This window comes from Paraliomyxa miuraensis (assembly GCF_026337845.1).
In the GTDB taxonomy this organism is placed as follows: Bacteria; Myxococcota_A; Polyangia; order Nannocystales; family Nannocystaceae; genus Paraliomyxa; species Paraliomyxa miuraensis.
In genome coordinates, this window is record NZ_JAOVZF010000153.1 from 57,023 (window position 1) to 77,817 (window position 20,795).

Genomic DNA, 20,795 nt, shown 5'->3' on the forward strand with positions numbered 1-20,795 from the left:
CCCCGGGCCGGCGATGGGGAATCGTCGATGGCCGGTTCGCCTCACACGACCCGCCCCGGACGTCGCAGGAATGCGTCCAGTGGCAGCAGGCACAGGGCCAGGAGCAACAGCCACGGCCAAAGTCGCTGCACGCTGGTGGTGAGGCTGGCGCTCGGCGTGGGGTGCAGTGCGGTCGGCTCCTGCTGCCCTCCGGTCTGCTCGGTGAGCCCGGCCAGCCACGCGGCGTCGATCGTGCGGTGGCGTCGCTCGGGCGAGGGCGGGGGCGCAAACGTGTCCGACGCCAGCACCGTGCCCTTGTCGTCGACCACCTCCACGCGATAGGTCCGGTCGCTGCGCGTTCGGATCTGCGAGGTCCACATGCCGGGCTCGCCCGAGCGCAAGGCCACCTCGGTGGTGTCGGTGCCGTCGTCGATGCGCGCTCGCAGCCCGCCCTCGTCGAGGGTGAGCCCGTCCTTGCCGCGCCGTGCCACGCGGACCTGGGCGCGCCCGCCCTCGAAGTCGACCTCGATCGCGGTCTCGTCACCGGCTCGGCTGCGCAGGGCCCAGCGGGCGATCTGCGTCCACTGCTTGCCGTAGCCCTCCCAGGCCAGCCAGTCCTCCGACCAGCGCGGCCCCGAGTCGCTCGACCACGCGGCCACCTGGCCCAGGCCGTAGCGCCACGTGGTCAGCAGGGGATCGCCGTTGGGCCCGGTGAGCACGACCTCGGCGGTGCTGCGCGCCTCCATCTCCTGGTACCCGCGCAGCTGCGGCCCGCCCTGGTAGTCGATGCCGGCCACCGTGGGGTGGGCCAGCCGCACCTCGGGCCGGAACTTGATCTCGTGGAGCGACGAGTCGACCAGCCGCTCGGTCTCCTCCACGAACAGTCCGCGCAGCTTGGCGGCGTCGTTGGTGAGGTAGAAGCGCCCGCCGCCGGCCGCGGCGAGGTCCTCGAGGAATTTCTTGTCCGAGTCGAACTCCTCGCCGATCCCGATCACCGAGGTGGTGATGCCGTCGCTGCGCATGGACCTGGCCAGATCCTCGGCGCGCGGCCCGGTGCCGTAGTCGCCGAACGGCACGCCCTTCATCTTCTCCTCGGAGTCGGCGGCGTCGGAGAACAGGATCACGTGGCGCAGCGGGGTGTCGGTCTTCTTCATGACCTCGCGCGCGGCCTCGAGCGCGGTGTAGACGTAGATCCCGCCGCCGCCGGCCCGGACCTCGAGGATCTTGTTCTCGATGGCCTTGGGGCTGTGCACCGACTGCAGCGGCACGTCGAAGAACACGTCCTCGGTGACCGACATCACCGCGATCCGATCGAACGGGCGCAAGAGCCTCACGGAGGCGGCGGCCCCCTCGTCGGCCAGCTCCATCTTGGTCTTGGCGAGGCCCGCGTAGGCGCTCATGCTCCCCGACTTGTCGAGGATGATCACGATGGTGGCGGCCGACTCGATCTCGGGGTCGACCTGGTCGAGCCGCACGGGGAGCACCCGCGCCAGATCGGTGTCGCGGTAGCCCCCCATGTCGTAGGCCTGCGGCCCACCGAGCACCACCAGGCCCCCGCCCGCGTCGACGTAGCGGCCCAGGCTCTCGATGAACGCCTTGTCCATCGCCTTGCCGCCCGGTGCCGCGAGCGCGGGCGCATTGGCCAGCACCACCAGATCCACGGCCGAGAACTCGGCATGCGTGGGCTCGAGCGCCTCGATGGGCACCACCTCCACGTCCATGCGCTCGGCCCGGAGCGCCTTGGCGAGCGACTCGGCGTCGGCATCGGAGCCGGCGATCATCCGCACCTTGGGGGGCTCGCCCACCACCAGCGTGGCCACGCCCTGGTTGTTGGTGGGATCGGGGTCGCCCTGCGCACCGTCGTCGGGGGTGAAGGTGGCCGTGACGGTGGTGGTGCCGGGCTCGGCCCGCGCGGGCAGCTGGTGCGAGAACGGCACCTCGATCGTCTGCTCGGCCGGCATCTGCACGCGCGCGCGCAGGATGACCTCGTCGCCGAGCGCGACCTCGACCGTGCCCGAGGTGGCCTGGGTCGCCCCGTCGAGCTCCACCGTGCCCTCGACCGTGGCCCCCGGACGGACCTCGCGCTGGGTCAGCGCCACCGCGGTCACGGCCGGATCGGCGCGGTGCGGCGCGAGGGGGATCGCATGGACGGCAATCCCGCGCTCGGTGGCGGCGCGCAGGCCAAAGCTGGCCGCGGTGGAGCCCCCGGTGGCACGGCCGTCGGAGAACAGCACGATCTCGCCGCCCTCGTCGGCGGGGATCAGCCCCAGCGCGAGCTGGAGCGCCTCGTCGATGTCGCTGACCTCCACCGGCGACTCGCCGCGCAGCGGCGAGGGAACCTCCCAGGCGTCGCCGGGGAACACCGCGATCTCGGGGTCGTCGTCGAACAGCACCAGGCCCACGACGACGTCCTCCCGCAGCTCGCGGCGGAGCTCGTCGATGCGGCCCATGGCGGAGCTCAGCGCGTCATCGGGGATCGAGGCCGAGCGGTCGACCACCATGATCACGTGCGCGACCGGCTCGTTGCGGTGCCAGCGAGGATCGGCGAGCGCGGCCGCCAGCGCGGCGAGCATCACGAAGCGGACGAACGCTCCGGCCACGCGACGACCCAGGTGCGCGGCGCCGTCCCAGGTGCGCAGGGTGTCCCACGCCAGCAGGGGGAGCAGGGCGGGGATCAGCCACAGCCACTGCGGCGAGTAGAACCAGCGGTGCAGTAGCTCGATCACTCGCTCTTGCTCCCTTCGGCTCGGCCATCCGCGCGACCATTCGAGCGACCATCCGCGGGATCGTCCGAGCGGGATCGTCCGAGCGGGCGCTTGCGAGGGGCCCGTCGCCCGCGGCGCGCCCGTTGGGGCGCGAGCCGCAGCCACAGCCGCCCGATCCCGAGGGCGAGCCCGGGCAGGAGCCACTCGAGCGCGAGCACGGCCGCGGCCAGCCACGCCAGCAGGCGCCACACGGCCAGGTGGGTGCGGACGGGGCCGCTCCACTCGCCGCGGGTGGTTCCCGGGATCTGGATCGGCGGATCCACGCGCGACTCGATCGCCGGCATGGCGAACGACTCGGCCTCCTCGCCCTCGGCCTGGGGGAGCGGGGGGGCGGCCCACTCGACCAGGTTGGCCACGAGGTTGACGAAGCCCACGCGCAGCACGAAGTCGGACTCGTGAGGGACGAAGCCGAACGCGAGCAGCTCGCGGCCGTCCTCGTGGGCGACCACGGCCAGCGGGCCCCGATCGCTGTCGATGATCGAGGTCTGCCCCTCGCCCACCTCGAGCACGTTGGCCTTGGGCACCTGCACCTCGTCGAAGCTCACGAAGCGAAACAGGGGATCGTCGAAGCTCCAGCGCACGATCTCCGCGTCCTCGACCCCGGCCTCGCGCACGGAGAAGCCCAGATCGGCGCCGGGCGCTCGAGTGGCCCCCGGCGCCGAGGGTGACGACTCCGCATGGCCGATGAAGACGGCAACGTGGGACGCCTGGGGCAAGGCGGGGGCGGGGCGCCCGGCCTCGAGCACGATCAGGTCGAACGACTCGGTGGGGGTCTGGTCGGTCGGCCCGATCACCGTGAGGTCGACCCGCGGATGCAGGCGCAGGGCCTCGGCGGTGAAGGACAGGCGCGTGCTGGTGACCAGCAGGGTCCGCACGCGCCCGCCGATCCGACGCGGCGCCCAGGCCATGTCGTCGGCGGCCAGCAGGTCCTCGTCGTCCTCGCTCGCGCGGAGCTGCGCCGTCACGCGGCGTCCGGGGGGCATGGGCACCCGCAAGAGCCGCTTGACCTCGCCCTCGGCCGGCAGATCGAAGGGCACGACCTCCATCAGCTGGTCGTCGAGCCACAGCTCCACCTCGACCTCGCTGGGCTGCTCGCGATCGGCCCCGACGGCGAGGTAGACCTCGGCCAGGCCCAGCGCGTCGGCCTCGCGGACCGAGAGCGCGTTGATCCCCACGTTGGCCCCGATGCGTCCCACGGGCACGTGCTCGATGGCGCAGCGGCCCTGGGGGACGGACACCCCCACGCCGTCGGACAGCAGCACGACCTGGGCGTAGTCGTTGGCGCGGCACAGCGCATCGGCGATCCGCAGCGCGGCCGGGGTGCCCTCGCTGGTGCCCTGGGGCCGCTGGTCGCGGGCCACCTCGAGCACGCGCGCGTGGTCCTCGGTCAGGCCCACGCGCACCACGGCCTTGTCGTCGGCGGTGATGAGGGCGACGCGATCCTGCTGGCCCAGCCGGTCCATTGCGCTGCGCAGGCGCTCGATCGCGTCCTGCAGCCGGCTCTGCTCGTCGCCGGGCGAGGTGGCCCCCATGCTGGCCGAGGTGTCGAGCACCACGATGTAGTTGCGGGGGTGCTCCTCGTCGCGCTGCAGGTCGACCATCGCCGCCACGAGCCCCGTGAGGGCCAGCAGCACCAGCAGCAGCGACAGCAGGTGCCGCGGCTTGGCCATGGCGCGGCTCTTGGGGGTGGCCTGCCCCGCGATCACGCGCAGCAGCATGGCGCTGGGCACCCGCAGGGGCGTGCGCCGCCGGCGGTGGAAGTAGGCCACCACCACCGGCAAGGCCAGCAGGGCCAGCGCGAGCGCCCAGGGCTGAGCCAGGCTCATGCGCCTCCGAAGGCGTGCTCGACCACGCGAGCCCGCCGAAGCTGGTCGTTGAAGAGCTCGGGGACCGGGGTCCGCGTGAACGCGGGCACGTAGCGGATCCCCAGGCCGCGGCAGCGCTGCTCGATGCCCGACAGCCACGCCTCGAGCCCGCGCTGGTAGTCGCGGCGGGCCGCGGCGTCGTCGCGGATCACGAACTCCTCGCCGGTCTCGGCGTCGACGATCTTGGCCACGTCGGAGAAGTCGGGCCGCAGCTCGTCCTCGGACAGCACGTGCAGCACCACGGGATGGCGGCTGCTGACCGCGATGAGCCGGAGCATGGCATCGCGGGCGTCGTCCTCGAGCAGGAGATCGGTGATGAGCACCAGGCGATCGGAGCGGCCCTGGCCCAGCTGGCGCACGATGTCGGCGTGCGCATCGCCGCGTCCGCCGGGCTCGACGCGCTCGAGCACGTGGAGGATCTCGGCCAGGCCATCGAGGTTGGAGGCCTTGGTCTGGGACAGCCGGCGCTCCCCCCCGTAGAAGCAAAGACCCACCGGATCGCGGTGGGTGAGCGCGACCAGGGCCAGGGCGGCCGCGAGCTGGGCGGCGTGGTCGGCCTTGCGAGGTTCACCGAAGGCCATGGACTCGCTCGTGTCCACGCACAGCTTCATGGCGAGGCTGCGCTCCTCGTTGAACTGGCGCACCACGGCCAGGCCCAGGCGCAGGTACACGTTCCAGTCGACCAGGCGCACGTCGTCGCCGGGATCGTAGGGGCGGTAGTCGGCGAACTCGACCCCGCGGCCGCGGAACGGCGAGCGACGATCGCCCATCTGCAGCGCCGTGGCGGCCCCCGGAGAGGCCAGGCGCAGGCTGGAGAAGCGCGTGAGGTTGCCGCGATCGACGAGCATGCCCGAGCAATGACGGTGAAGGGAGGAAGCGAGGGGAGGGCGGGACGGTGAGGCAGGACGCGTGACGCTGGAGGTCAGGCGCGCACGTGCTTGGCGGCGGTGGCCAGCAGCTGATCGACCAGATCGTTGTTGGTGACGTTGTCGAGCTTGGCGTCGAAGCTCTGGATCATGCGGTGCCGCAGCACGGGGTGAGCGACCTGGTGGATGTCCTCCTCGCTCATCCAGGCGCGTCCACACAGCAGCGCATGGGCACGGCCGGCCAGGATGAGCGCCTGCATGGCGCGGGGGCTGGCGCCGTAGCGCACGTACTTGCGGATCGGCTCGGGCGCGTCGGGGGCGTCGGGGTGGGTGGCCATGGTCAGGCGCGCCGCGTGCTCGGCCACATGGGGCGCCACCGCGATCTCGCGCACCAGCTCCTGCAGCGAGACGAGCGTGGCCTTGTCCATCACCCGCGCGGTGGCGAGCTCGTCCTTGCCGGTGGTGTGCAGGCCGATGTCGCGCAGCGTCTCGAACGAGGGGAACGCGACCTCGAGCTTGAGCAGGAAGCGATCGAGCTGGGCCTCCGGCAGGGGATAGGTGCCCTCCATCTCGATGGGGTTTTGGGTGGCGATGACCATGAACGGGGCGGGCAGGGGGCGCCGGCCTCCGCCCACGGTGACCGACTGCTCCTGCATGGCCTCGAGCAGGGCCGACTGGGTCTTGGGCGTGGCGCGGTTGATCTCGTCGGCGAGCACGATGTTGGCGAACACGGGGCCCGGGCGAAACTCGAGGCTGGCGCGGCCGTGCTCGTCGTGGACCAGGCTCTGCGAGCCGGTGATGTCGGCCGGCATGAGATCGGGGGTGAACTGGATGCGCGAGAAGTCGAGGTGGAGGGCCTCGGACATCACGCGCACCAGGAGCGTCTTGCCCAGGCCCGGCTGGCCCTCGATGAGCACGTTGCCGCGGGCGAGCAGCCCGATGATGGCCTGGACCACGAGCGCCTCCTGGCCGTAGAGGCGGCGCTCGATCTCGGCCTTGAGCCCTCCGAGGGCCTCCTGGGCCTGGTAGAGCCGCTGCTCGGTGATCGGCATGACGCCCACGGGAGCGGGCTGACCCGGGGGCGGTTGCATGGGGGACTGGGAGGGGATGACGGTCTGCATGGCGGGGCCGGGTAGCGCGGTCGGAGCACCGGAGGACCGGCGCGGAGGGATCGAGGCTCGTGCGGGAGAAGCCTCGGTGAGGTCGGTGCCTCGGTGAGGCCGAACGTCAGTGGGGCCGAACGTCAGTGGGGCCGAACGTCAGTGGGGCCGAACGTCAGTGGGGCCGAACGTCAGTGGGGCCGAACGGCCTGAAAATAGCTGCGGATGTAGTCGCGGCGGGTCAGGGGAATCTCTTCGCGGCGCACGGCCGCCTCGGCCACGGCCGAGTACTCGTGGTGGATGTCGGCGTACTCCTCGGACTCGCGGCCGGGGCCCTGGGCCGCGCGCTCGATGATCCGCACCGCGCCCTTGGGAGGACCACCCGAGGGCACGTCGACGCGCTCGCCCGAGATCGATCCGGGCGGCAAGAAGCCCATGCCGTAGGGCGTGCGGCCGAGCCCGCCGCCGGGGCCGGGACGGCCTCCAGGGGGCCCTTCGCCCTCGCTCGCGCCCTCGCCACCCGGGCCCTCGCCCTCGCCGGGGCCCTTGCCCTCGCCCGGGCCCTTGCCCTCGCCGGAGCCCTTGCCCTCGCCGGGGCCCTTGCCCTCGCCGGGGCCCTTGCCCTCGCCCGGACCCTTGCCCTCGCCGGGGCCCTTGCCCTCGCCGGGGCCCTTGCCTTCGCCGGGGCCCTTGCCCTCGCCGGGACCCTTGCCCTCGCGTTCGCGGCCGAGCTCCTCGAGGTGACGCCGGCGCGCGCCGTGGATCTCCGAGAGCGTCTCGTCGAGCGAGCGGCCCATGCTGCCGTTGCCGCGATCGGCCTCCTTGGACAGCTCTTCGGAGAGCTTGCGCATCTCCGACGAGGACAGACCGGACTCTCCGCGCTCCATGTCGCGGGCCATGTCCTCGAGGGCCTTGCGCCAGCGCTCGCGTCGCTCCTCGGCCGTCTCCCGCTTGGACTCGCCCTCGCCGGACTTGGACTCGCCGGACTTGGACTCGCCAGACTTGGACTCGCCGGACTTGGACTCACCGGACTTGGACTCGTCCTCGCCCGTCCGTGGCCCACGCTCCTCGGGCCGCGGGCTGCTGGTGGGAGGGAAGCGCTTGCGAAACGCCTCGGCCATGCGGCGAAGGTCCGGCTCCGAGGCGTTCTCCATGCGGCGGGCCAGCTCCTCGCCCATGGCCGCGGCCGTGTCGTGCTGGCCTTCCTCCATGGCCTTGCTCATGGCCTCGGTGAGCTGCTCTTCGCCCATGTTCGACAGCGGCTCCTGGTCGAACAGGCCCTGGCGCTTGGCCTCCTTGGCGAGCTGTCGCAGCGCCTGCTCGGCCCGCGACAGCGAGGCGGCCGCCTGCTTGGGATCGTCGAGCGCTCGCTGCAGGTGATCACGGGCGGCCGCGAGCTGCTCACGAGCATCGCGGCGCAAGGCCGGGTTCTCCTCGTGGCGCTGCAGCTCGGCGATCGCTTCGTCGATGCGGGCCTTGGTCTCCTCGTCGAGCGGAGGGACCGGCGGCTCCTCGTCGGCGGCGACCTCGGCCTCGGCGGCCTCGGCCTCCGCGATCGCGATCGCGGCCAGCTCGTCGGCCACCCACGGGATCGTCAGCGCGGCGGCCCCGAGCACGCCCGCCGCGGCGAGCACACGACCCGGGGCGGCGAAGCGGGGCAGGGGGCGATCCACGGTGGTGATCGCGGTACGGGCCCGGTCGTGCACGACCTGCTGCACGTCGGCGCTGCCGGCCACCGTGCCCGCCTCCACCGCCAGTGCGGTGGCCACCAGATCCTTGGTGCCCTGCTGCGCATCGATGCGCCGCGCCATGCCCAGGGCATCGATGCGTCGCCGGGAGATCCGCAGACCGCTACGCACCACGATGGCGACCAGCGCGAGACCGCCGAGGCCGTAGGCGAGCACCGCCATCGTGGTGGCGCCGGGCAGCCACTGCGGCCAGGTGGCGTGGGCCCGCGCGACCAAGTCGGGCAAGCGGTGCAAGGCCAGCGCCGTCACGCTCGCGATGGCCAGCCACCCGGTGGCGCGCAGCAGCTCTTCGAAGAGCACCCGGCGGTTGGTGCTGCGGGTCCAGCGCGAGACGGTGGCGGCGAGGTCGGACGACATGGGCAGCGGCCTTGGGGCGATAGTGTGGACCGGGGCGGCGGCCCCGTCAGGGGGGAGGACCACACCGGGGGCGTTTCGTTCGCGGGCAGGGACAACGCGCGCAGGGAGGGGGCCGATCTGAGGCTGCCCCAACGGCAGGCTCCGGGGGCGCTATTCCCCCGACGAGCCTCGACGACCCCCCGAAGTCTGGTCGCGGGGATGGCGCGCCTCACCGTACGCCGGTCGGCGGGGCGGTACGATAGGCTTGCCCGGTCGCTGCCATGACCTCCGACAAGACGCTCATGATCGTGATGGGCACCCGGCCAGAGGCGATCAAGCTCGCGCCGGTGGCCCTCGCGGCGCAGCGCGACGGTCGGATGCGCGTGGTCGTGGTGCGGACCAGCCAGCACCGCCAGATGCTGGATCAAATGGTGGAGGCGTTCGGGCTGCCGATCGCGGTCGATCTCGACATCATGCGCCACGACCAGAGCCTGACGCAGGTCACCACCGCGGCGCTCGAAGGGCTCGACCGCACGATCGCGGCGCTCCGGCCGACGGCGGTGGTGGTGCAAGGGGACACCACCACCACGTTCTGCGGCGCGCTCGCGGCCTTCCATCACCGCGTGCCCGTGGCCCACGTCGAGGCCGGGCTGCGCACGCACGATCGCTTCCAGCCGTTTCCGGAGGAGGTCAACCGCCGCCTGACCGCCCAGGTCACCGACTTCCACTTTGCGCCCACCGAGGGCGCCGAGGCCAACCTTCGGCGCGAGGGAGTGCCCGACGCGCGGATCTGGGTGACGGGCAACACCGCGATCGATGCCCTGCGGATCACGCTGGAGCGCGCCGGGGAGCGGGCCGCGGCCACGGGACCGGAGCGCCGGATCCTGGTGACCGCGCACCGCCGCGAGAACCACGGCGAGCCGATGGCGGAGATCTGCCGCGCGCTGGTGCGCCTGTGCGAGCGCTTCGAGGACGTGCGGGTGCGCTTTCCCGTGCACCTGTCCCCGCGCGTGCGCGCCACCGTGTTCGAGCGGCTGCAGGGGCACCCACGGATCGCGCTCGAGGAGCCGCTGGGCTACGAGGCGTTCGTGCTGGCGATGAGCCAGGCCCACCTCATCCTCAGCGACTCGGGGGGCGTGCAGGAAGAAGCGCCCGCGCTCGGCAAGCCGGTGCTGGTGCTGCGCGAGACCACCGAGCGGCCCGAGGCCTGCGAAGCCGGCTGCGCGATGCTGGTGGGCACCAACGCGGATCGGATCTTCGACGAGGCCTCGCGCCTGCTGAGCGACGAGGCGTGGTACGGGCAGATGGCGCGGGCCAAGAACCCCTTTGGGGACGGCCATGCCGCCGAGCGGATCGTGAGCGTGCTCGCCGACGCGCTGGCCTGAGGACCGACGCGCCGACCCCCACGGCCGACGCGCCGACCCGATGCTGCGATCCGCGATCCGCGATCAGTACAGCGTGTTGAGCGCCTGCGCGTCCTGTCCCTTGAACTCGCCGTTGGTGTTCGCCGCGAAGCACGACGCCATGAGCGAGTTGGTGGTCTGGTCCACGGTGCCCGGGATCAGCACGGCGCCGCTCTGGCCCTCGTTGGTGTTCTGTCCGCAGCTCGAGCGCGTCTTCCAGTCGGAGTGGCGCAGGCCGATCGCGTGGCCGATCTCGTGGGTCGCCACGTGCTCGTGTGCATCGAGGGTCAAGCCGGTGAGGCCCGAGTTGAGCTTCACCTGGTTGTACGGAGCGCCTCCCGAGGGGAAGCCCGCCGAGCCGCCGGCTCCGCCGCTCACCTGGTAGATCCAGATCGTGCTGGTACAGCCGGGGATGGCGTGCGACAGCGAGCCCGTGGCGCTGATCGACGCATTGCCGGTCTTGAAGGTCAGACCGAACGAGCCCGCGGCGGTCAGGGCGGCATAGTTGTCCTTGGCCTGATCCACCCCTGCTTGCATGTTCGCGGTGAGCACGTACGAGGCAAAGCCCGCCGCCGCCGAGGTCGCCTTGGCCAGGCAGATCGTCGTGTTGTTGTTGACGGTGCCGGGCGTTCGCCACAGGCGGAATCCATCGCCCTCGCCGCCCGCGGCCAGCTCTCGCGAGGCCTCCAGGGTCACGTGCGTGTCGCCGTCCACGAACACCTGCGGCTCGCCCTCCACCAGCTCGAGGTCCTCGATGATCTCGGACTCGCGGATCTCGATGTCGTCGTCCGAGAAGCCTGCGGCCAGCAAATTGTCCACGATCTCGGCGGTTCGCGACTCGATGTCGTCGTACTCGTCCTCACTGTCGGCACAGCCGATCGCGAGCATCGAGATCGCAAGACAAGATGCAACGAGACACGATCGGGCCACCTGGTTCTTCATCATGTTCGATCCCCCCACTTCGGGGCCGGATGATGCAGATCGGCGCTCGCTGGTTCAAGCAATTCATTCCATGAGCTGCGCAGCACATTGGGCAATCCGAGCGGCACGCGTGCATGGGGTGGCTGCTCGGGAGCGGATGTGGGGCATCCGGTTCACGGAGATCGGTCTCGTCCGATTCGGAATCCGCCGCTCCGATCCTGGCCGAGGGACTACGGCCCGCGGAAGAGCCACAGCCCCATCGTCTCGTTGTAGAGCGCGGCGCCCGGCAGGTCGTCGGGCGGGGCGCCGGGGCGCCCGAACGGCTCGAACGATGCGTAGGGCACGGGGTCGAAGAACTCGAAGCAGTATCCGGCATCGGACACGTGCACGTCGCCCTCGCCGAGCACGGCCACGTGGGGGACGACCGCTCCGGCCACGCCACACAGGCGCATGATGTCGCCCTGCGCCCAGCCCTCGTCGTTGGTCACGTCGAGCCAGGCCGCTTGCATCGCGGGTCGCGTGGGCGCAGCGGGGGCGCTCCAGGCCGCGCCGAAGTCGGTGGTCGAGAAGTCGAAGGTGAACGACTGGGTGTCGATCTCGTAGACGTAGGCGTAGACGGTGGTGGCCGACAAGAAGGTGATCGACTCCAGTCCAGGCCGTCCCCCGAACATCTCGCCCCAGTAGGCCGGCACCGAGTATGCGATCTTGATCTCGTCGTCGCCGAGCTCCGGGAGCACGTCGCTGCGGTTGTCGCTGCGCACCCACAGTCGAGACGCGAGGTCGACCACGTGGACCCGGGTGTCGGTGATCACGAAGCCCTCGAGCTCGGACTCCACGTCGAAGGCGGCGCGGACGGGCCCGGTGGGGGCGAGCGTCGAGCCGGCGTCGAGCGCCGTGGCGACCCACTGGGCGCTCCCCGGGGTCAGGATCCACGCGGTACAGGCCGCCGGGTCGTCGTCGCAGCTCGCGGGCGGGGGTCCGGTGGTCGAGCCCGTCGAGTCGGGATCGACGTCGGAGCCGCCCGTGTCGCCCGAGTCGACCGCGCCCGTGGCCACCGTGGTCGGCATGATGTTGCTGGTCGCCGTGGGATCGGTCTGGTCCGAGCTGGTCGCGGTCGAGCTGGCGTCGCCCACCGAGGCGGCGGTCGTGCTCTCTCGGTCACTCCCGCTCGCACAGCCGAGCGACGCGGCGAGCACCAGCACGGTCGTGGTCGGGATGACGGGCTTCATCGGCGTCATTGTGGCGAGATCCTACGAGATCGGCGGCCGTCTTGCGATGCCCACGCGCGACCTCGCAGGTCGCATCACTGCCCCTCGCACTCGATCTCGAGCACCACGTCGGCGTCGGAGCACGGGTACGGGAACATCGCGGGGCTCTGCCACTGGGCGAACTCCTCGCAGGTCAGGGTGGCCAGGCACGCGGATACGCCCTCCCAGGCGTCGCGGCAGTATGGAGAGAACCGGTCGGCCTCGACGAGGTTGGCCTCGCACCACGCCACGCAGTCCTCCTCCATCGCCCACTCGTCGCCGCACATGAACTCCACCGCGCAGCCGGCCGCGCACGCGGCGTTGGGTCCGGTCTCGGTGGTGCCCTCGCCGGTGTCGCTCGAGGTGCTCGTGCTCTTGCCGGTCGTCGCGCTCGAGCCCCCCGTGCTGGAGTCGGCCGGGGGCTCGCCGGTGGTGCTCGCGGTGGTCGTGCTCGTGGTGGCGCTCGCATGGGTGGTGGCCGAGCCCGTGGTGGGCTCGGCCCCGGAGCCCTCGGAGCCGGCGCTGGTCGAGGCCGTGGCCTGCCCGGCGCTCGGATGGGACGGGCCGTCGTCGCTGCACGCAGCGGTGACCGCGAGCGGGAGGATCACGCAAGACGCAAGGACGGGGCGCATGGGCGTATGATACCGGCGGTGCGGATCACGAGCACGGCATGCCCACGATCGCGCGTGCGAGCGACCCGCGGCATCGGGTGGGCGGGCGTGCTCGTGGGCGGGCTCGGATCGGCCTGCGTCGGCGACGACGGGCCGGCGGCGCAGGACACCACGGGCGTCGCGACCGGTGATGCTGGCACGGCCGAGGCGACCGCGGGCACGGCCGAGGCGACCGCGGGCACGGCCGACACCGTCGACACCGCGGCCGACACGGGCACGGGCGAGCCCCCGCCGGCATGGGGGCCGAGCCTCGACGTGGATCAAGCGGTGGGCGCGTTCTTCAGCGTGTGGGGCCCCGAGCCGAGCCTGGTGTATGCGGTCGCGGGGCAGCCCACGGGCGGTGGCCTGAGCGAGGGCGCGCTCTACCGCTTCGACGGCGCGCGCTGGAGCCCGCAGCCGCTGCCGGCGGGGATCCCCGCGCTCAACTGGGTGTTCGGCGTGGGCTCGCGGCGAGTCCTCGTCGGCGACTTCGGCGTCATCCTCGTGCGCGACGGTGACGAGGGCGAGTGGACGCAGCACGGCTGCGGGACGATCCTGCCGCTTTGGGGGGTGTGGGGCGCCGCCGCGGACGACGTGTGGGCCGTGGGCGGGGACGGCTTTCACCGCGACCCGGTCGCCTGTCACTTCGACGGCATCACGTGGACCCTGGTCGAGCTGCCCGAGCCCTCGATGGAGAGCCACGCGCTCTACAAGATCTGGGGGACGGCCGCCGACGACGTGTGGGCCGTGGGCGACGAGGGCCTGCTCATGCACTACGGAGGCGAGCTCGAGGGCTGGACCGAGCTGCCGTCGGGCACCGAGTTCGACCTCATCTCCGTGTGGGGGACGGGTCCCGACGAGGTCCTCGCCGTGGGCGGGCGCACCACGGGCGTGCTGAGTCGCTTCGATGGCGCGCAGTGGACGGCCGTGGAGGTCCCCGCGCTGGCCGGACTCAACGGGGTGTGGATGGCTCCCGACGGCACGGCCACGGTGGTCGGTCCCCAGGGGGGCGCCGGTGTCGTGGCCACGGGCGCGATGACGGTGGAGCTGGAGGACAGCGGCACGCCGCTCGCGCTCCACGGGGTCTTTGGCTTCCCTGCAGTCGCGCGCTGGGCCGTGGGCGGGAGCCTGGACATGGCGCCGCCGCACGTGGGTGTGATTCTGCACCGCGCGCCCTGAGGTCGCACCCCCGCGCGCGGGGACGAACACCGTAGCCGGGAGCCGTGGATACGTGCGACCCTCGGTGGACCTCGTGTCTTCGCATCGCCACGATCCCGGCGCCTCGGGCATCTCGCCCCTTGCCCACCAGAGCGTCTCGTTGGAGGGCGGCGCGTCGGGCTTTTGGGGGGCGGCGAGCTTCGAGCAGTCGGCGGTGTTCGAGCCCCGTCGCGCGCCGCGTACGGCCACCGTGGTCGCGCCGGTCGTCCCGGTCGAGCGCCCCAAGCGGTTCCGGATCGGCTCGCTGTCGTGGCGCTTCGGGCTGCCCGTGCTCGCGTTCATGCTCGGCGTGGTCGGGTTCTACTCGGGCGTGGAGGTCACCGAGCGCGGCGAGATCGCCGACGCGGACCTGCTGACCATCCTCTACTACTCGCTGTCGCTGTTCCTGTTCGGAGGGACCGACCTCGGGACCCCGACGGGCGGCCCCATGTGGGGGCGGGGCATGCTGTGGATCGCCTACTTCCTGGCCCCTGCGATCGCGGCGTCGGCGGTGATCGACGCGCTCTTGCGGGTGCTGTCGCCCGAGCGTCGGCTCGCGCGGCTGCGCGACCACGTGGTGGTGGCGGGGGCGGGGCAGCTGACCACGCTCTACCTGCAGCGGCTGCGCAAGGCCGATGCCCGGGCCGCGGTGGTCGTGGTGGTGCCGCCGGGCTCGCCCGGCACCTCGGAGCTGCGCGATCTCTACGGCGCGCGCGTGATCATGGGCGACGTGGCCAGCCCGGGCATCTTGCGGCGGCTGGGCATCGAGCGCGCGCGACGGGTGCTGCTGCTGACCGACGACGACTTCACCAACCTCGACGCCGCCACCCAGATCCTGGCCGAGGCCCCGCACATGGGCCCCGACGTGGTGGTGCACGTGTCCGACCTGCGGTTCCTGCACTCGATGGCGGGCACCCGGCTCGCGCGGCGCTGTCAGATCTTCAATGGCCACCAGATCGCCGCCTCGCACCTGGTCCAGACCAGCGTGCTCGATCACTTTCGCCGCACGACCCCGCGCGACCTGGTGATCCTGGCCGGCTTCGGCCGCTTCGGCGAGACGGTGCTCGAGGAGCTGCAGCGCGGCGCCGCCGGCAGCTTCGACCACGTGGTGATCATCGATTCCGACGCCGAGCGACGTGCGCTGGTGTTCGAGGAGGAGGTCGGCTTCACCGGGGAGTATCGCCGCGACATCGTCTCGGGCGACCTGCGCGACCCGAGCCTGTGGAAGACCCTGGCCGAAGAAGTCTCCCTCGCACGCAAGGAGCCCGTGTTCCTGCTGGGCTCCGGGGTCGACCGCACCAACCTGCGCACGGCGATGTGGCTGGCCCAGAAGTACCCGCGGGGGTTCGTGATGGCTCGCAGCGAGGCGCGGTGGACGTTCGCCGAGGAGGTGTCCCGCGAGGCGGGGATCCACACCTTCAGCGTGGCCGAGCTGGTGACGCAGAGCATGCCCACCGAGTGGTTCGAGGGGCGCTGACGGGACCCTGACGGGACACAACCTGGCCGCGAGACGCTGTTTCGTCCGCGCGCGCGGGCCTCCCCGGGAACCGGCGCGGGCATGGGGGCGCCACCGGCGGCGCATTGGTGTACGGTCTGCCGCCAATGTCCACGTCCCCCAAGCTCCTCTCTCGTCTCGTGCTCGGAATCGCCGTCTTCGGCCCGGCCGCGGCCATCGCGTCGTGCGACACCTCCGGCATCACCACCAACCCCGGGTCGATCGTGCAGGCGGCGGCCAGCTGCCCCGACGTCTCCAGCGTGTCCGCGATCATGAAGATCGACTTCGCCAAGGAGTTCGGCATCGACGCGGCGATGGCGGGGACGGTCAAGGCCGGGACCCAGGCCGCGGTCGAGCTGCAGGGCTTTGCGGCCAGCGTGGACGCCAAGCTCGTGACCGCGTGCGGCAACCTGGCCCGAGACCTCGGCAAGGGCGGTGAGTTCGCGGACGGGCCGACCGCCTGCAAGGCCGCGATGGATGCGATGGCCGAGGTCAAGGCCAAGCTCGGCGGCTCGGCCAAGATCGCGCTGTCGATGGAGCCACCGCGCTGTCGGGCCTCGATGGATGCGATGGCGCAGTGCGTGGCCGAGTGCGACGCCTCGGTCGAGCCCGGCTCGGTGCAGGTGGAGTGCGAGAAGGGCAAGCTCTCGGGCACCTGCGAGGCGCAGTGCAGCGGTCGCTGCGACCTCGCGGCCGCGGCCAAGTGCGACGGCACGTGCCAGGGCTCGTGCAGCGCCAAGTTCTCGGGCAGCTGCGGGGGCCAGTGCGTCGGCACGTGCGACGGCAAGAAGGTCAACGGGGCCTCGTGCGCGGGCAAGTGCGAGGGCTCGTGCTCGGCCCTCGCCGAGGGCAGCTGCGGAGGCCAGTGCGACGGCTCGTGCCAGATGAAGGCCGCCGGTCAGTGCAACGGCACGTGCACCGGCGAGTGCTCGGCGGAGATGAAGGCGCCCTCGTGCGAGGGAGAGATGCAGCCCCCCAAGGCGAGCGCCGAGTGCAACGCGGCGTGCGACGCCCACGTGCAGGCCGAGGTGAAGTGCGAGCCGGCCAAGGTGGCGCTCATCGTCGAGGGCAGCGCCGACGCCCAGCTCGCGGCCACCTACCGCGCCGCCATCGAGCGCAACCTGCCCGCCGTGCTCGAGATCTCGGTGGGCATGAAGGACCAGGCGCTGCATGCCGCGGCCAACGTCAAGGCCGTGGTCGAGGGCGTGCAGGCCACCGTCAAGGCGTTCAAGGGCGCCCCCGAGATCGCCGCGCGGCTGAGCGCCTGCGTGGGCGTGCCGTTCAAGGCCGCCTTCGATGCCGCCGCCAGCCTCAAGGCCAACGTCGACGTCTCGGTGCAGGTCCAGGCCAGCGTGAGCGCGTCGGCCTCGGGAAGCGCATCGGGCTCCGCGGGCGGCTGACGGTCCTCCGGTCCGTATCGAGTCACAACAGCAGGCGCGGCGCGGAGTTCTCCGCGTCCGAGGCCTCGACGAGGCTCGCCTCGAACCGCGCCGCGATGGCTCGGCCCAGTCGGCACTCCCCGAGCAGGCCGTGATGCTCGGCGAGCACCAGGGGGGCGGCCAGCTCGTACGGTCGTCCGAGCTGCTTGCGCCATGCGGCCTCGGCCACCAGGAACAGCGTGGCCGCGGTGGGCAGCGCCAGCGCTTCCTTGCGCCGCCTTCGCAAGACCCTGCGCACCAGGGCGTCGGTCGACGGGGGCACGGGGTGCTCGCACCGGTGCGCCTCGGCGGCGGCGAGCACCAGGCCCGCGTCGTGGCTCATGAAGCTGCGCACGCCAGGGGTCGCCAGCGCACGCTCGGCTGCGGCGCGGCCGAGCTCGAGCGCCTGGTCGAGCTCGCCGACGAGGGCGAGGGCGATGACCAGCAGATCCGAGGCCGCCAGGCCGTTGCGCTGGTCCCCCATCTCGTGGGCCAGGTCCTGCGCCCGGTGCAGCGCATCCACGGCGGTCTCGAAGTCTCCGTCGCTGGTCATCAGGTAGCCGCGACAGTAGTACGCAAAGCCCAGGGTTCGCTGATCCCGGAGCTCCTCGGCCAGGGCCTGCATCCGCCGTACGTAGTGCTCACAGCGCTGGCGGTCGCTGCCCGAGAGCAGCAGGGCATGGGTGAGGGTGGTGAGCACGTACACCCGCGCCTCGGCGCTGGCCCCGGCGCCATGGCGCCGCCATGCGTCCTCGAGCTGCTCGAGCGCGGGCGCGGTCTGGCCTTGCAGCAGCAGGGCGAGGCCGCGGGTCACGTGCACGCGGCAGCGCACGCTCTCCGGAGCACCGATCTCGTCGCACATGACCCTGGCGCGCTGCAGCTGTCGCATGCCCAGGTGGCGCTGGCCGTACATGAGCATGCCGAGTCCATCGAGGGCGAGCGCGCGGATCGACTCGGGATTGGGCGGCAGACGCCGGGCCAGGTTCGCCGACGCGATGCTGTGCCAGGCGGTATCCACCGGATTGTTGCTCATGTAGGAGCACTCGGACAGCAGCGTGCGCGATCGCAGCGCGATCTCGGCGGCCGACGCCGAGCCGCGCCAGCGCGGGAGCGGCAGCAGGCTGGCGATGGCGGACAGCACCAACCACACCCGGGTGGGCAAGGGCAGGCGAGGCCGCCGAAGGCCGAGCTCGGTGAGCACCTCCTCGAGCACCGCGATCGCCCGTTGATAGTTGCCGAGCTTGTACTCGACCAGCCCCACCTTGGACAGCAGGCCCGCGCGCTCGGTGGGATTGCCCAGGCTCGACAGGCGCTCGGCGTAGGCCTCCACCGCATGCTCGTAGTGGCCGAGCGCCGACAGGGCATCGCCCTCCCACTCCCACAGCTCGTCGGCCAGCGGCAGCTTGCCCTGGGTGGCGATGCGTCGAGCGGCGTCGTAGTGCTCGAGCGCCGTGCCGTAGGCGTGCTCCTCCGACGCGTGCCGGGCCGCGCGCAGCACGTGCTCGAACGCGCTCTCATAGCGCTGCGCGTGTTCGAAGTGGTAGGCGATGGTCGGCCACGCGGCGGGTCGCTCTCCGTCGCGCTCCACCATGTGCTCGGCCGCGCGCGCGTGGAGGTGCCGCAGCTCCGCGGCGGGTGCGGCCTCGAGGATCGCGTCTCGGACCCGGTCGTGAACGAAGCGATAGCCTCGCTCGTAGTCCTCGACGAAGCCCTCGCGGATCAGCTCGTCGAGGCCATCGAGCACCACCAGCTCGTGCCGGCCGATCATCGACGGCAGGGGCTCGGCATCGAAGTGACGGCCCAGCACCGCGGCGGCCACCATGATCTGCTTGGGCTCGGTGGACAGGCGAGCGGCTTGCTCGCCGATCGCCTTGGTCACGCTCCCGGGCAGCCGGGCCGCCGACAGCTCCGCGCTCGTCAGGTCCCAGCGCCCGTCGGGGGCTCGGCGCAGCTGGCGACGGCCCAGCAGGCTGTAGAGCATCTGCACGAGGTAGAGCGGGTTGCCCTCGGCCTGGGCCAGCAGCGGCTCCGAGAACGACGGGGGCACGTCGTGCGGGGCGAGCCGGAGCATCGAGGCCAGGATCGAGGCCGCGCTGTCGCTCGTCAGCGGCGACAGCGGAAGCGAGGTGAGCACCGCGTAGGACTGCGCCGTCTCCCGCAGCGTGTCGAGATCGGGCACCTCCGTCGAGCCGCGATGGCTCACCACCAGCATCACGCGCACCGGCTCGTCGCGCTGTCGGGCCAGCATCAGGGTCCGCACCATCGTGCCCAGCAGCTGCAGCGTCGGCGGGTCGGCCCACTGCGCGTCCTCGAGGATCACCAGCACCGGTCGACGCCGGCAAAGAAGGCGCATGCGGGCGGCCCAGCGCGCATGCGCCTGCAGGTGCGCCGACACGGCGTCCTCGGGCTCGTCGAGCGATGGTCGCAGCTCGGCCACCACCGAGCTGGCCGCCGAGGAATCCCCGCCGACCGCGATGTCGGCCGTTGGATCATCGGGGCCGGCCAGGCGCCCGACCATCGCCGGGTTCATCTGCACCGGCGTGGTGTTGCCGTCGAGCTCGAGCTCGCCGAGCGTCTCGAGCAGCTGGCTCAGCGGCTCGTAGGGCGCGTGGACCTCGGGTCGACAGGTGCTGGGAAACACCATGCCGTCTCCGTCGAGCACCTCCACCAGGAATTCGCGCAGCAGTCGGGACTTGCCCTGGCCCGCGTCGCCCACCAGCTCCACCACGCGAGGGCCTCGACCCTCGCGTCCCTGCTCCCACGCGCCACAGAGGGCGAGCTGCTCGTCCTCGCGGCCCACGAAGGCCGGGGCGGCCAGGTAGGGCTGGCGCAGCAGCTCGGGATAGGACGGAGGCTCGGTGGCCTGCGGCAGCTCCTGCCAGAGCCGCAGGAATTCGTCGTGAGCGGTGGCCGCGTCGCCGAAGCGCTCCTCGGGACGTCGCTGGCACAGGCCATGGATCAGCTCGGCCAGCGCCGCCGGGATGTCGTGCCGCAGCTGGGTCAGCGGTCGCATCCTCCCCCGCCGGTGGATCGACAGCCACTCGCGCAGCGACCGGTGGGAGCCGCCATAGGGATGCTGCCCGGCCAGGAGCGAGTAGAGGATGAGGCCCAGCGAGTAGAGGTCCGAGCGAGGATCGGCCACCCCGTTCTCGAGCGTCTCGGGCGCGAGGTAGCGCAGCGAGCCCTGGACCAGGCCCACCGCGGTGTCCTCGTGCGACAGCTCCATCACGTCGGCGATCCCGAAGTCGGCCAGGCGGGGATGGGGCACCGTGGACGTGGGCTCGATCAAGATGTTGCTGGGCTTGAGGTCGCGATGGATCAGGCGCTTGGCGTGGAGGTGGTCGAGCCCCGCCAACAGCTGCAGGGCCAGCCGCACCACGTCGCGGGCGTGCTCCCAGCGGTGGATCGCCAGCGGGCCCCCCTCGACGTGCTCCATCGTGAGCATGGCGAGCCCGCCGTGCTCGATGAACTCGTGGCTGCGGATGCAGTGCGGATGATGGAGGCGGGCCGCCGCCCTGAACTCACGCTTGAAGCGCTGGAGCTGTCCGGGCTCGGTGCGCTCGGGCTTGAGCAGCTTGAGCGCCAGCGTGCGCTCGTCTCGCTCGTCGACGACGCGGAACACCTGACCCATCGCTCCCTCGCCCAGCAGGGCCTGCACGACGAAGCGATCGGCGAGGCGCCGTGGTAGGTCTCGGTCGCTCACCCTGAGGGTCCATCATAGGCCAACCGCTCGGGCGTGGGGGGACGGGCCCCCGAGGGAGACCCGAGCCGGGTCGTCGTGCCCGAAGCGTGGGAGCGCTCACTA

Annotated in this window: 13 protein-coding genes; 4 read left to right on the forward strand and 9 right to left on the reverse strand. The window is 72.1% G+C overall.

Annotated elements, in window-relative coordinates; all coding sequences use genetic code 11:
- Nucleotides 1-41 precede the first annotated feature (41 nt).
- From OEB96_RS20925 to OEB96_RS20945, 5 genes are all read right to left on the reverse strand, one after another.
- The gene (locus OEB96_RS20925; protein WP_266218156.1) at nt 42-2,705 is read right to left on the reverse strand and encodes a VWA domain-containing protein; all 2,664 of its coding nucleotides are present in this window, start codon (nt 2,703-2,705) and stop codon (nt 42-44) included.
- Nucleotides 2,702-4,570, reverse strand: a complete 1,869-nt coding sequence (locus OEB96_RS20930) for a vWA domain-containing protein (protein ID WP_266218157.1) — start codon at nt 4,568-4,570, stop codon at nt 2,702-2,704. The genes OEB96_RS20925 and OEB96_RS20930 overlap by 4 nt, the downstream gene beginning before the upstream one ends.
- Nucleotides 4,567-5,457, reverse strand: coding sequence for a DUF58 domain-containing protein (locus OEB96_RS20935; RefSeq protein ID WP_266218159.1), 891 nt, complete (start codon nt 5,455-5,457; stop codon nt 4,567-4,569). The genes OEB96_RS20930 and OEB96_RS20935 overlap by 4 nt, the downstream gene beginning before the upstream one ends.
- A 74-nt stretch (nt 5,458-5,531) precedes the next feature.
- Nucleotides 5,532-6,596, reverse strand: coding sequence for an AAA family ATPase (locus tag OEB96_RS20940; protein WP_266218161.1), 1,065 nt, complete (start codon nt 6,594-6,596; stop codon nt 5,532-5,534).
- 170 nt (nt 6,597-6,766) lie between these two features.
- Nucleotides 6,767-8,680, reverse strand: coding sequence for a hypothetical protein (locus OEB96_RS20945; protein ID WP_266218163.1), 1,914 nt, complete (start codon nt 8,678-8,680; stop codon nt 6,767-6,769).
- A 260-nt stretch (nt 8,681-8,940) separates the two neighbouring features.
- On the opposite strand from OEB96_RS20945, the gene wecB reads away from it, so the two are divergent.
- Entirely contained in the window at nt 8,941-10,044 is a 1,104-nt protein-coding gene (wecB, locus tag OEB96_RS20950; RefSeq protein ID WP_266218164.1) for a non-hydrolyzing UDP-N-acetylglucosamine 2-epimerase, read from the forward strand.
- Between the two features lie 63 nt (nt 10,045-10,107).
- On the opposite strand, the gene OEB96_RS20955 is transcribed toward wecB, so the two are convergent.
- The 3 genes from OEB96_RS20955 to OEB96_RS20965 form a co-directional block, all read right to left on the reverse strand.
- Nucleotides 10,108-10,950 (reverse strand): M57 family metalloprotease, encoded by an 843-nt coding sequence (locus tag OEB96_RS20955; RefSeq protein ID WP_266218166.1) that lies wholly within the window; start codon nt 10,948-10,950, stop codon nt 10,108-10,110.
- Between the two features lie 263 nt (nt 10,951-11,213).
- The gene (locus tag OEB96_RS20960; RefSeq protein ID WP_266218168.1) at nt 11,214-12,212 is read right to left on the reverse strand and encodes a hypothetical protein; all 999 of its coding nucleotides are present in this window, start codon (nt 12,210-12,212) and stop codon (nt 11,214-11,216) included.
- A gap of 74 nt (nt 12,213-12,286) precedes the next feature.
- Entirely contained in the window at nt 12,287-12,862 is a 576-nt protein-coding gene (locus OEB96_RS20965) for a hypothetical protein (protein ID WP_266218169.1), read from the reverse strand.
- A 54-nt stretch (nt 12,863-12,916) separates the two neighbouring features.
- Between OEB96_RS20965 and OEB96_RS20970 the strand changes: the two genes are divergently transcribed.
- The 3 genes from OEB96_RS20970 to OEB96_RS20980 all read left to right on the forward strand — a co-directional run bounded on the left by OEB96_RS20970 (nt 12,917) and on the right by OEB96_RS20980 (nt 16,972).
- Nucleotides 12,917-14,059 carry a beta propeller repeat protein gene (locus OEB96_RS20970; RefSeq protein ID WP_266218171.1) on the forward strand — a complete coding sequence of 381 codons (1,143 nt, stop codon included), beginning with the start codon at nt 12,917-12,919 and terminating at the stop codon, nt 14,057-14,059.
- A gap of 73 nt (nt 14,060-14,132) precedes the next feature.
- Nucleotides 14,133-15,554, forward strand: coding sequence for an NAD-binding protein (locus OEB96_RS20975; RefSeq protein WP_266218173.1), 1,422 nt, complete (start codon nt 14,133-14,135; stop codon nt 15,552-15,554).
- 125 nt (nt 15,555-15,679) lie between these two features.
- Nucleotides 15,680-16,972, forward strand: a complete 1,293-nt coding sequence (locus tag OEB96_RS20980) for a hypothetical protein (RefSeq protein WP_266218174.1) — start codon at nt 15,680-15,682, stop codon at nt 16,970-16,972.
- 22 nt (nt 16,973-16,994) lie between these two features.
- Here OEB96_RS20980 and OEB96_RS20985 read toward each other — a convergent pair whose 3' ends face one another.
- Nucleotides 16,995-20,693, reverse strand: coding sequence for a serine/threonine-protein kinase (locus OEB96_RS20985; protein ID WP_266218176.1), 3,699 nt, complete (start codon nt 20,691-20,693; stop codon nt 16,995-16,997).
- Nucleotides 20,694-20,795 lie beyond the last annotated feature (102 nt).

Excerpts from the sequence above, each read along its gene's own strand:
- OEB96_RS20930 (WP_266218157.1), bottom strand. The coding sequence starts at position 4,570 with ATGAGCCTGGCTCAGCCCTGGGCGCTCGCGCTGGCCCTGCTGGCCTTG.
- OEB96_RS20935 (WP_266218159.1), bottom strand. The coding sequence starts at position 5,457 with ATGCTCGTCGATCGCGGCAACCTCACGCGCTTCTCCAGCCTGCGCCTG.
- OEB96_RS20940 (WP_266218161.1), bottom strand. The coding sequence starts at position 6,596 with ATGCAGACCGTCATCCCCTCCCAGTCCCCCATGCAACCGCCCCCGGGT.
- OEB96_RS20945 (WP_266218163.1), bottom strand. The coding sequence starts at position 8,680 with ATGTCGTCCGACCTCGCCGCCACCGTCTCGCGCTGGACCCGCAGCACC.
- wecB (WP_266218164.1), top strand. The coding sequence starts at position 8,941 with ATGACCTCCGACAAGACGCTCATGATCGTGATGGGCACCCGGCCAGAG.
- OEB96_RS20955 (WP_266218166.1), bottom strand. The coding sequence starts at position 10,950 with ATGCTCGCGATCGGCTGTGCCGACAGTGAGGACGAGTACGACGACATC.
- OEB96_RS20960 (WP_266218168.1), bottom strand. The coding sequence starts at position 12,212 with ATGAAGCCCGTCATCCCGACCACGACCGTGCTGGTGCTCGCCGCGTCG.
- OEB96_RS20965 (WP_266218169.1), bottom strand. The coding sequence starts at position 12,862 with ATGCGCCCCGTCCTTGCGTCTTGCGTGATCCTCCCGCTCGCGGTCACC.
- OEB96_RS20980 (WP_266218174.1), top strand. The coding sequence starts at position 15,680 with ATGTCCACGTCCCCCAAGCTCCTCTCTCGTCTCGTGCTCGGAATCGCC.